We start from the raw sequence: 10,877 nt of genomic DNA on the forward strand, positions 1-10,877 counted from the left end.
CGGCATGATGCGGTATCCCGACGCGCCCACATGGGCGCGTCGCGTTGTCCGGAACTTTTTTCTTCCGGTCCGGTCGAAGCGCGCGTCCTGCGCAGCCTGGTGTCACGGCACGCACGCCTCGGCCGGTTGCAAGGCTTCATAAAACCTCAATACCCACTCTGACTGCCCTCGACAGGGGAGAGCGCATGATCGAGATACGTAACCTGAGCAAGCGCTACGGCAACCTGCTTGCCGTGGACGACATCAGTTTCCGCGTCGAACCCGGACAGGTGCTGGGCTTTCTCGGACCGAACGGCGCCGGCAAGTCGACGACGATGAAGATGGTCGCCGGCTTTCTCGCGCCGACGGCCGGCAGCATCAAGGTCGCCGGCTTCGATGTCATCGAACAGCCGATGGAAGCCAAGCGGCGCATCGGCTACCTGCCGGAAGGCGCGCCCGCCTACGGCGAGATGACACCGCGTGGTTTCCTGGACTTCGTCGCCGACATCCGCGGCCTGGACGGTGACGTTCGCCGCAAGCGCCTGGATGAAGTGGTCGGACGCCTGAACCTGCAGCGCGTGCTCGACCAGAGCATCGAAACGCTGTCGAAGGGATTCAAGCGCCGCGTCGGCCTGGCGCAGGCGATCCTGCATGACCCGCAGGTACTGATCCTGGACGAGCCCACCGACGGCCTCGACCCGAACCAGAAGCACGAAGTGCGCAGCCTGATCCAGGACATGGCGAAGGACAAGATCATCGTCATCTCCACGCACATCCTCGAAGAAGTGCATGCGCTGTGCTCGCGCGCCATCGTGATCGCCGGCGGCAAGCTGCTGGCGGACGCCACGCCGGCGGAACTGGAGCGCCGCTCGCGCTACCACGGCGCGGTGTCGCTGACCACGAAGGACACGCCGCAGGTGGTCGAAGCGCTGCGCGGCCTGTCGGAAGTGGCACAGGTGGAAATCGACGCTCGCGACGGCCGCATCACCGCGTTCCCGCGCGCCGGTGTCGCGCTGTTCCCGGTGGTGAGCGAGCTGATCCGCAACCGCAACTTCCCCGTTGACGAACTGGCGTTCGAGTCCGGACGCCTGGACGAGGTTTTCCGTCAGATCACTGTTTCCGCCCAGGGCGAGAGGGCGCACGCATGAAATCGGCAACCTGGAGCATCTTCCGGCGCGAACTCGCCGGCTATTTCGCCACCCCCGTGGCTTACGTGTTCATCGCGATCTTCCTGATCCTGGCTTCCGCCATGTGCTTCTACATGGGCGGTTTCTTCGAACGCGGGCAGGCCGACCTGGCGGCCTTCTTCGCCTTCCATCCCTGGCTCTACCTGTTCCTGGTGCCGGCGGTGGCGATGCGGCTGTGGGCCGAGGAACGCAAGAGCGGCACCATCGAGCTGCTGCTGACGCTGCCGGTCACGACCTGGCAGGCGGTGCTCGGCAAGTTCCTCGCCGCCTGGGCCTTCATCGGCATCGCGCTGCTGCTGACCTTCCCGGTCTGGATCACCGTCAACTATCTCGGCGATCCCGACAACGGCGCGATCGTCGCCGGCTACATCGGCAGCCTGCTGATGGCCGGTGCCTTCCTGGCGATCGGCTCCTGCCTGTCGGCGGCGACGCGCAACCAGGTCATCGCCTTCATCCTGACCGTCGTCGTCTGCTTCCTGCTGCTGCTGGCCGGCTATCCGCTGGTCCTCGACGCCTTCAGCGCCTGGGCGCCGCAGGCGATCGTCGACGGCATCGCGTCGATCAGTTTCCTCACCCACTTCCAGGCCATCAGCAAGGGCGTCATCGACCTGCGCGACCTGGTGTATTTCGGACTGATGATCGGGGCCTGGCTGTATGCCAGCGCCCTTGTCGTCGAGATGAAGAAGGCCGACTGAGGAGACATCGACATGATCAACTTCAACCGTCGTTCGGCCACGCTCGGCACGCTGGTGCTGCTGGGCATCCTGCTGCTGGCCGTGCTGCTGATCAGCAACCTGCTGCTGCGCGGGGTCCGGCTGGATCTCACCGAGAACAACCTGTACACGCTGTCGGACGGCACCGTCGAGATCATCCGCGGCCTCGACGAGCCGGTGACGCTGTACTACTTCTTCTCCGATCGCGTCAGCGCGGATATCCCGCAGGCGCAGGGCCTGCGCACGTACGCGACGCGCGTGCGTGAACTGCTGGAGGAACTGGTCGCCAAGTCCGGCGGCAAGCTCCACCTGCGCGTGGTCGATCCGCTGCCCTTTTCCGAGGAGGAGGATCGCGCCACCGGATTCGGCCTGACGCCGGTGCCGGTGGGGCAGGCGGGCGACAACCTGTTCTTCGGCCTGGCCGGCACCAACTCGACCGATGGCCAGGCGGTGATCCCGTTCTTCCAGCTCGACAAGGAAAACTTCCTCGAGTACGACCTGGCAAAGGTGATCCATGAACTGGGCCAGGCGAAGAAGCCCGCCATCGGCCTGGTGACGTCGCTGCCGATGTCCGGGCAGTTCGATCCGCAGGCGCGTTCGATCCCGCAGCCCTGGATGGTGTTGTCGGAAGCCGAGCAGTTCTTCGACGTGCGCAAGCTGGAGCCGGCGACGCTGGCCAGCATCGCCGAGGACATCGGTGTTCTGGTGCTGGTGCATCCGAAGAACCTCAGCGACGAGGCGCTGTACGGAATCGACCAGTTCGTGCTGCGTGGGGGTCGCCTGATGGTGTTCGTCGATCCGCTGGCGGAACTCGACAACGAAGGCGCCGATCCGCAGAACCCGACGGCGGCCATGTTCGCCGACAAGAGTTCCGACCTGGCGCGCCTGTTCAATGCCTGGGGCGTCAACTACGACAAGAGCAAGGTCGTGCTCGATGGCCGTTACGCGGCGCAGATCACCGTGCAGCCGGGTCGTCCGGCGGTGCGCCACCTCGGCATCCTCAGCCTGGGCGAGGATGCGCTCAACAAGGACGAGGCCATCACCGGCGTGCTGAGCAGCATCAATGTGTCCAGCGCCGGCTCCATCAGCCTCGCCGAGGACAGCACGCTGGAGCTGGTGCCGCTGGTGCAGTCCAGCGGTGAATCGGCGCAGGTCGACGCCGAGCGCCTGAAGTTCCTGCCCGACCCGAGCCAGCTGTTCAATGATTTCCGGCCGCAGTCGGAGCGATTCGTGCTGGCCGGCCGCCTGCATGGCGCTTTCAAGACCGCGTTCCCGGACCGCAGCGGCGAGAACCACCTTGCCGAATCCTCGCAGCCGGGCAACGTCGTCATTTTCGCCGACACCGACGTGCTGACCGACCGCCTGTGGGTGCAGGTGCAGAACTTCCTCGGCCAGCGGCTGGCGAACGCGTTCGCCAACAACGGCGACCTGTTCATCAACGGCATCGATATCCTCAGTGGCTCCAGCGCGCTGATCGGCATCCGTGGCCGAGCCACCTCGAACCGCCCGTTTACCACCGTGCAGGCGCTGCAGCGCAAGGCCGAGGAACGCTTCCGCGAGACCGAGCAGCAGCTGCAGCAGGAGCTGTCGGACACCGAGCGTCGCCTCAACGAGCTGCAGACCGGCCGCAACGAGTCGGGCGCCCTGGTGCTGTCGGCCGAACAGCGTGCGGAGCTGGAACGCTTCCGCGCCCGCCAGCTGGAGGTGCGCCGCGAGCTGCGTGACGTGCGGCGCCAGCTCAATGCCGACATCGACAGCCTCGGTTCGTGGCTGAAGTTCATCAACGTGTGGCTGCTGCCGGTGCTGCTGACGCTGGGCGTGGCCGCTGTGATGTGGTGGCGCCGCCGCCGCGTGGCCGCGGCCGCTGCCGCCTGACGGGGAGGCTCGATCATGATCAACAAGCGTTTCATGGTGCTGGTTGCCCTTGTCCTGGCGGCCGTCGTGCTGGCGTTCGTGCTGGTGCTGAAGCGGGCGCCGGAATCGGAGGGCAGCCTGGCCGGTGCACCGGTGCTGCCCGGTCTCGACGAGAAGATCAATGACGTCGAGACGCTGCGCCTGGTGCAGGCCGGCAACGACACGCTGCTGACCCTGCAGCGCGACGGCGACGGCTGGACTGTCGTCGAGCGCGACGGCTACCGCGCCGACGGTGGCAAGGTACGCACGGCACTGCTCAACCTGGCGCAGACGCGCGTCATCGAACCGAAGACCGCGAACCCGGAGCGCTATGCGCAGCTGGGCGTCGAGGACCTGGAAGCCGAGAGTGCGCAGGGCATGCGCGTCGAACTCGCCGGCAAGGGCATCGACCATTCGCTGATCATCGGCAACAGCGCGCAGAGCACCGGCACCTACGTGCGCCTCGCCGGCCAGGCCCAGAGCCTGCTCGCCGCGGGCAACCTGATGCCGGTCCGCGACATCGGCGCCTGGCTGGACAAGGCCGTCCTCGACATCGTTTCCAGCCGCATCCGTGAGATCGAGCTGAAGCGCGGCGACGAGGCAGCCTTCCGCGTGTTCAAGGAAAACAGCGGTGATGCCAACTTCAAGGTCGCCGAGGTGCCGCGTGGCCGCGAGGTGCAGTCCGAATACGTCGCCAATGGCCTGGGTTCGATGCTGTCGAACCTGAGCCTCGAGGATGTGCGCAAGGACAGTGCCGACGCGCAGGGCGACAGCACGCTGCACACGGCGCGCTACGAGCTGTTCGACGGCGTTGGCATCCGCATCGAGGGCTGGAAGGATCCGGACAGTGCCGATGGGGCCTCGGGCAACGGCTGGATCCGCGTGAGCGCCAGCCTCGACGAGGAAGCGGCGCGTGCGCGCGTCGCCGCCGACATCGAGCGCGAGCAGGCCGAGGCGGCCAGCGCCGAAGCGGCCAGCGGCGGCGGTGAAGGCGAAGGCGAGGGCAGTGGCGGCGGCGAAGAGGCGGCCAGGCCGGTCGTCGACGTCGAGGCGCGCACCAGCGAGACGCTGTCGGCGCTGCGCAACGAGGTCGAGTCGATCAACAAACGCGCCAATGGCTGGCTGTTCCGGATTCCCGGCTACAAGTTCACCAACATCGACAAGTCCATCGAAGACATGCTGAAGCCGCGCGACTGATCGCCGGCGCCAGGCTGCAGCACGGGAAAGCCGGCCTCAGCGCCGGCTTTTTCGTTTCGGGCTATGGAGAATCCCGGCGTCACGCGTCCTCGCGGCGCCAGCCGGCGGATGACGGCGGCCGTGGTGCGCCGGGCCGGCAATGGCCAGGATCACGGAAGGCAGCGAAAAGACGGCGCGCACGGCATCCTGCTGCCGCAGCCGTCAACGCGTCGAACGAGCACCGCAAGCCGCTGCCGGCGCGCAACTCCGCCGCCCGGCGGGGCCGATGCAGGCGCGATGCCCGGGTTCCGCAGGGTTGGCGAACGCGCTGTCGGCATGTGATCCGGACGCGCGTTCGGACCATCGTTCTCCGGGCGGATCGCCGATCAGCGCCCCAGGCCGCGTCTGGGCAGCGGATCGCGCAGTGGCAGGACTTCCGCGGAGACATCCACCCAGACCAGCCGGTGGTCGCTGGCGTCCAGCAGTGCCGCATCCGGTTCGGACGACATCGGCCAGAACACACCGCTGCGCAGCACGTTCAGGCCCTGCGACGGCAGCACGTAGTCCACGCGCATGTTGCCGGAATTGCCGCCGAACACGGCAGTGTCGTGCGCGGGATCGCCATTCTGGACCAGGTTGGCACCACCCAGGCGGTGCGCGGATTCCTCGCCGCCGCTGCTGGCCGGCGTCGGCGTCGCCTGGATGCGCGGATGCGACAGCAGTTGCTGGATCGCACCGGGATGGCTGTCGCCATCGTTCGGATCGGCATTCAGGTCGCCGGCAATGACGAACAGCTCGCCATCGCCCAGTCCGCCGGTGCCGCCGTCATCGTCATAGATGTAGCCGTTGCGGCCCGGATCCGTGGACACATAGTCGGCCCACAGGCGGATCTCGTCGTGGTTGCGGCGGCCATTGCGGTCCTCGTCGCCATCGAACACCGGCGGTGTCGGGTGCGAGACCAGGAAGTGGATGTTGCCGGCGCGGGTCCAGATGCGGATGTCCCAGTGCGCCTTCGACGACAGCGGAAACGTCCGCAGCGTGCGTTCGTCGTACCAGCTTTCGCCGTCCGCCAGGGTCGGCAGCAGGGCGCCGGGCATGTCCGCCCAGCGGAACTTGCGGAAGCTGCGCACGCGGGCCGGATCGATCGGATAGCGCGACAGCACCACCATGCCGTACTGGCCGGGGAAGCGTCCGAAACCCCAGGCATCACCCGGGCCGCCGGTCTGGCCGTCACGGTCCAGGTCGCGGCCGCTGTCGAGTCCGGTATTGACCGGCCCGGTGTACTGGTAGCGGTAGCGGATGGCGTTGTGGCCGTGCTGCGAACGCATCAGGTAGTTGAACAGGAAATCCTCGACCGCCTTGCCGCTGGGGTCGTAGTCGAACTCGTTGATCAGCAGAACATCCGGGCGCACCGCCTGGATGGTGGCCGCGACCAGCTTCAGCTGTTCGTCGGTGCGCGTCTTCAGGCGTTCGGCCAGCGCCTGCGGGCGGTCGCCGAACAGCGAGGCATTGAAGGTGGCGAAACGCAGTTCCACCGTCTCCACGGCATCGGCGGGTGCGGGCGAGCCGGCGGCGGCCAGGGCCATCGCGGCGGCGAGGGCGAAGCGGGTAGTGCGGTTCATTCGGTGGCCCCGTGCGGCGAAGGATCTTCGGTCTCGTCGAACAGGTACCAGTGGCCCTGGCGCAGCAGTTCGATCGGCCGGTAGCGGATCTTGTAATCCATTTTCGGGTGGTCTTCTATCCAGTAACCCAGGTACACGTGCGGCAGGCCCAGGGCTTCCGCGCGCTCGATCTGCTTGAGTATGCAGAACACGCCCAGGCTGCGGTCGACGTGTTCCGGGCTGTAGCAGGTATAGACGGCGGACAGGCCGTTGACGCTGCGGTCGGTGACGGCCATGGCGATGAGGCGGCCGTCCAGGCGAACCTCCATGAACTCGGTACCGCCCCACGGCGCGATCAGGAAGCGCCGGAAGTCGTCGGCGCCGGGCTCGTCCATGCCGCCGCCGGGATGGCGCCAGGCCAGGTAGCGCTCGTACAGCGCCTGCGCCTCGTCGTCCGGCTCGGCGTCGCGCCAGCGCACGGCGAGGTCGGCGTTGCGCTTCAGGCAGCGGCGCTGGCTGCGGTCGGGCTGGAACAGCTTCACCGGCACGCGGCAGGGCGTGCAGGCCATGCAGCTGCGGCAGCTCGGCTTGTAGACGTGGCCGCCGGCGCGGCGGAAGCCCCAGGACAGGGAGGTTCCATAAACGGCGGACAAACGCGGGTCGAGCGGATCGATGACCAGATTGCGGGCGCTGCGGTCATCGAAATAGCCGCAGGGGTGGTCCAGCGTCTGGAACAGGCGGACGGTGCCGGTCTTCATCGCCCGGCAGGATAGCCGTTTTTGCCGCGGGGGCGAGAATGTTGCAGCGCACGGCGACGGCCGAAGCCACTATAATCCTCCAGCTCCAACCGCCGCGGAGCCTGTCCATGCGTATCCTGGCTGAGGCGCTCACGTTCGATGACGTCTCGCTCGTCCCCGCGTACTCCAATGTCCTGCCCAAGGACGTTTCCCTCAAGACGCGGCTCACCCGCGGCCTGAGCCTCAACCTGCCCCTGATCTCGGCCGCCATGGATTCGGTGACCGAAGGTTCCATGGCCATCGCCATGGCGCAGTTCGGCGGCATCGGCATCATCCACAAGAACCTGACCATCGAGCGCCAGGCCGGCGAGGTCCGGCAGGTGAAGAACTTCGAGGCCGGCGTCATCCGCGAACCGTTCACGGTCGGCCCGCTCACCACCATCGGCGAAGTGCTCAAGCTCACCCGCGAACGCAACATCTCCGGCGTGCCGGTGGTGGACGGCGGCAAGCTGGTCGGCATCGTCACCGGGCGCGACATGCGCTTCGAGAAGAAGCTCGACGATCCGGTCAAGAACATCATGACCAAGAAGGACCGGCTGGTCACGGTGAAGGAAGGCGCCTCCGACGACGAGGTCGTCGGGCTGCTGCACAGGCACCGCATCGAGAAGGTGCTGGTCGTCAACGACGACTTCGAGCTGCGCGGGCTGATCACCGTCAAGGACATCCAGAAGGCGCGCGACAATCCGAACGCCGCCAAGGATGCCGACGAGCAGCTGCTGGTCGGCGCCGCGGTCGGCGTCGGTGGCGACACCGAGGCGCGCGTGCAGGCGCTGGTCGAGGCTGGCGTCGACGTGCTCATCGTCGATACCGCGCACGGCCACGCGCAGGGCGTGCTTGACCGCGTCGCCTGGGTCAAGAAGAACTTCCCGGGCGTGCAGGTCATCGGCGGCAACATCGTCACCGGCGACGCCGCGCGCGCGCTGGTCGACGCCGGCGCCGACGGCGTCAAGGTCGGCATCGGTCCCGGCTCCATCTGCACCACGCGCATGGTTGCCGGCGTCGGCGTGCCGCAGGTCAGCGCCGTGTCCATGGTGCGCGACGCCATCGGCGATGCCGTGCCGATCATCGCCGACGGCGGCATCCGCTACTCCGGCGACGTCGCCAAGGCGCTGGTCGCCGGTGCCTCGACGATCATGATCGGCGGCCTGTTCGCCGGTACCGACGAAGCACCGGGCGACATCGAGCTGTACCAGGGCCGTTCCTACAAGTTCTACCGCGGCATGGGCTCCCTGGGCGCCATGCAGGCCGGCAGCAAGGACCGTTACTTCCAGGACAGCACCGAGGCCGACAAGCTGGTGCCGGAAGGCATCGAAGGCCGCGTGCCCTACAAGGGCCCGGTCCGCCACATCGTCCACCAGCTGGCCGGTGGCCTGCGTGCGGCGATGGGCTACGTCGGCTGCGCGACGATCGAGGACATGCGCAACAAGCCACAGTTCGTGCGCGTGACCGGCGCCGGCGTGCGCGAGTCGCATGTGCACGACGTGCAGATCGTCAAGGAACCGCCCAACTACCGCATGAACTGACCGGTCCGCGCCGGTACCGGAACCGGGCTCGCGGGGCGCGACAGGCGGCCCGGGCCGGATCCGGGTTCCGGGCGGCCTACAACCTTTCGCCCGGAACCCGCCGCATGTCGTCGACCGCTTCGCACGCCGCCCGTCCTTCCACGCCGGACATCCACCAGGACCGCATCCTGATCCTGGATTTCGGTGCGCAGTACACGCAGCTCATCGCGCGCCGCATCCGCGAGATCGGCGTCTATTGCGAGATCTGGGCCTGGGACCACGATCCCGCCGAGATCGCGCGCTTCGCGCCGCGCGGCATCATCCTGTCCGGCGGCCCGGAATCGACCACGTTGCCCGGCGCACCGGCGGCACCGCAGGAAGTGTTCGACAGCGGCGTGCCGCTGCTCGGCATCTGCTACGGCATGCAGACGATGGCGGCGCAACTGGGCGGTGCCACCGAAGCGGCCGACCAGCGCGAATTCGGCCACGCCGAAGTGCAGGTCGTTGCCGCCGACGCGCTGCTGCAGGGACTGAGCGACCACGAAGGCGACGCCCGCCTGGATGTCTGGATGAGCCATGGCGACCATGTCGCCCGCGTGCCGACCGGCTTCCGCGTCTCCGCCGTCACCGACCGCATCCCGGTCGCCGCGATGGCCGACGACCAGCGCCGCTGGTACGGCGTGCAGTTCCATCCCGAAGTCACGCACACCAAGCAGGGCCTGGCGCTGCTGCGCCGCTTCGTCACCGGCATCTGCGGCTGCCGCACGCTGTGGACGGCCGCCAACATCATCGACGACCAGATCGCCCGCGTGCGCGACCAGGTCGGCAGCGACGAGGTCATCCTCGGCCTGTCCGGCGGCGTCGATTCCTCCGTGGTCGCCGCGCTGCTGCACCGGGCCATCGGCGAGCAGCTCACCTGCGTCTTCGTCGATACCGGCCTGCTGCGCTGGCAGGAAGGCGACCAGGTCATGGCGATGTTCGCCGAGCACATGGGCGTCAAGGTCATCCGCGTCAACGCCGCCGACCGCTACTTCAAGGCGCTGGAAGGCGTCACCGATCCGGAAGCCAAGCGCAAGATCATCGGCGGTCTGTTCGTCGAGATCTTCGAGGAAGAATCGAACAGGCTGAAGAACGCGAAGTGGCTGGCGCAGGGCACCATCTATCCCGACGTGATCGAGTCGGCCGGCAGCAAGACCGGCAAGGCGCACGTCATCAAGAGCCACCACAACGTCGGCGGCCTGCCCGAGCACATGAAGCTGGGCCTGGTCGAACCGCTGCGCGAACTGTTCAAGGACGAAGTGCGCCGCCTCGGCGTCGAGCTGGGCCTGCCGCGCGAGATGGTCTACCGCCATCCGTTCCCCGGCCCCGGCCTGGGCGTGCGCATCCTCGCCGAGGTCAAGCGCGAATACGCCGAACTGCTGGCCCGCGCCGATGCCATCTTCATCGAAGAACTGCGCAAGTCCGGCTGGTACGACCGCACCTCGCAGGCCTTCGCCGTGTTCCTGCCGGTGAAGTCCGTCGGCGTCGTCGGTGACGCCCGCGCCTATGAGTGGGTCATCGCGCTGCGCGCGGTCGAAACCATCGACTTCATGACCGCGCACTGGGCGCACCTCCCGTACGAACTGCTTGGCACGGTTTCCAACCGCATCATCAACGAACTGCGCGGCGTCTCGCGCGTGGTCTACGACATCTCCGGCAAGCCGCCGGCGACGATCGAGTGGGAGTGATTCCACGTCCGGCAGCCAGCGCCAGGATCAGGCATCAGGCGTACCCAAGCCCGCGTTACAGCGGGCTTTTTTATGCTTCTGGTCTGGCACGGCCGGATTCGTGTCGGTGACCTGCCCCCATTAGCCGTACCAGCCATTACTGGGAGAGTCCGGGGTTGAATGGTACTGCGGTGGGGCTGGTTGGAGTTCGATGGTTGGCGGCAAACCGGGCCGGCGGGATGCGTCCGCAACTGCTGTGTGGTCGCACTTGGTTGTAGTCGCGGCGCCACTCGGCGATGACATCGCGGGATTGAACCAGCGAC

At 67.4% G+C, this 10,877-nt stretch carries 9 protein-coding genes; 6 read left to right on the top strand and 3 right to left on the bottom strand.

The window, feature by feature from the left end:
• Positions 1-185: 185 nt before the first annotated feature.
• The 4 genes from EDC25_RS11220 to EDC25_RS11235 are packed head-to-tail and all read left to right on the top strand — an operon-like array spanning position 186 to position 4,969.
• Complete coding sequence (locus EDC25_RS11220; RefSeq protein WP_123522800.1) at positions 186-1,127, top strand: ABC transporter ATP-binding protein; 942 nt, start codon at positions 186-188, stop codon at positions 1,125-1,127.
• Positions 1,124-1,861: an ABC transporter permease gene (locus EDC25_RS11225; protein ID WP_132577518.1), complete on the top strand. Its 738-nt coding sequence runs from the start codon at positions 1,124-1,126 to the stop codon at positions 1,859-1,861. Before EDC25_RS11220 ends, EDC25_RS11225 begins: the two co-directional genes overlap by 4 nt.
• A gap of 12 nt (positions 1,862-1,873) precedes the next feature.
• On the top strand, positions 1,874-3,754 hold the full coding sequence (locus tag EDC25_RS11230) for a GldG family protein (protein ID WP_240639712.1): 1,881 nt from the start codon (positions 1,874-1,876) through the stop codon (positions 3,752-3,754).
• 15 nt (positions 3,755-3,769) lie between these two features.
• Complete coding sequence (locus EDC25_RS11235) at positions 3,770-4,969, top strand: DUF4340 domain-containing protein (RefSeq protein WP_123522801.1); 1,200 nt, start codon at positions 3,770-3,772, stop codon at positions 4,967-4,969.
• A gap of 365 nt (positions 4,970-5,334) precedes the next feature.
• Here EDC25_RS11235 and EDC25_RS11240 read toward each other — a convergent pair whose 3' ends face one another.
• Together EDC25_RS11240 and EDC25_RS11245 are read right to left on the bottom strand one after the other, a co-directional pair.
• On the bottom strand, positions 5,335-6,570 hold the full coding sequence (locus EDC25_RS11240; RefSeq protein WP_123522802.1) for an endonuclease/exonuclease/phosphatase family protein: 1,236 nt from the start codon (positions 6,568-6,570) through the stop codon (positions 5,335-5,337).
• Positions 6,567-7,307, bottom strand: coding sequence for an arginyltransferase (locus EDC25_RS11245; RefSeq protein WP_123522803.1), 741 nt, complete (start codon positions 7,305-7,307; stop codon positions 6,567-6,569). The genes EDC25_RS11240 and EDC25_RS11245 overlap by 4 nt, the downstream gene beginning before the upstream one ends.
• 107 nt (positions 7,308-7,414) lie before the next feature.
• Between EDC25_RS11245 and guaB the strand changes: the two genes are divergently transcribed.
• Positions 7,415-8,869 (top strand): IMP dehydrogenase, encoded by a 1,455-nt coding sequence (guaB, locus tag EDC25_RS11250; RefSeq protein WP_123522804.1) that lies wholly within the window; start codon positions 7,415-7,417, stop codon positions 8,867-8,869.
• Between the two features lie 104 nt (positions 8,870-8,973).
• Positions 8,974-10,575 (top strand): glutamine-hydrolyzing GMP synthase, encoded by a 1,602-nt coding sequence (gene guaA, locus EDC25_RS11255; protein WP_123522805.1) that lies wholly within the window; start codon positions 8,974-8,976, stop codon positions 10,573-10,575.
• Between the two features lie 136 nt (positions 10,576-10,711).
• On the opposite strand, the gene EDC25_RS11260 is transcribed toward guaA, so the two are convergent.
• The coding region (locus EDC25_RS11260; protein WP_165910903.1) for an integrase core domain-containing protein at positions 10,712-10,877 on the bottom strand (166 nt) is incomplete at its 5' end.

Source organism: Pseudofulvimonas gallinarii (genome assembly GCF_004343305.1).
Lineage (GTDB): Bacteria > Pseudomonadota > Gammaproteobacteria > Xanthomonadales > UBA2363 > Pseudofulvimonas > Pseudofulvimonas gallinarii.

Excerpts from the sequence above, each read along its gene's own strand:
- EDC25_RS11220 (WP_123522800.1), top strand. The coding sequence starts at position 186 with ATGATCGAGATACGTAACCTGAGCAAGCGCTACGGCAACCTGCTTGCC.
- EDC25_RS11225 (WP_132577518.1), top strand. The coding sequence starts at position 1,124 with ATGAAATCGGCAACCTGGAGCATCTTCCGGCGCGAACTCGCCGGCTAT.
- EDC25_RS11230 (WP_240639712.1), top strand. The coding sequence starts at position 1,874 with ATGATCAACTTCAACCGTCGTTCGGCCACGCTCGGCACGCTGGTGCTG.
- EDC25_RS11235 (WP_123522801.1), top strand. The coding sequence starts at position 3,770 with ATGATCAACAAGCGTTTCATGGTGCTGGTTGCCCTTGTCCTGGCGGCC.
- EDC25_RS11240 (WP_123522802.1), bottom strand. The coding sequence starts at position 6,570 with ATGAACCGCACTACCCGCTTCGCCCTCGCCGCCGCGATGGCCCTGGCC.
- EDC25_RS11245 (WP_123522803.1), bottom strand. The coding sequence starts at position 7,307 with ATGAAGACCGGCACCGTCCGCCTGTTCCAGACGCTGGACCACCCCTGC.
- guaB (WP_123522804.1), top strand. The coding sequence starts at position 7,415 with ATGCGTATCCTGGCTGAGGCGCTCACGTTCGATGACGTCTCGCTCGTC.
- guaA (WP_123522805.1), top strand. The coding sequence starts at position 8,974 with ATGTCGTCGACCGCTTCGCACGCCGCCCGTCCTTCCACGCCGGACATC.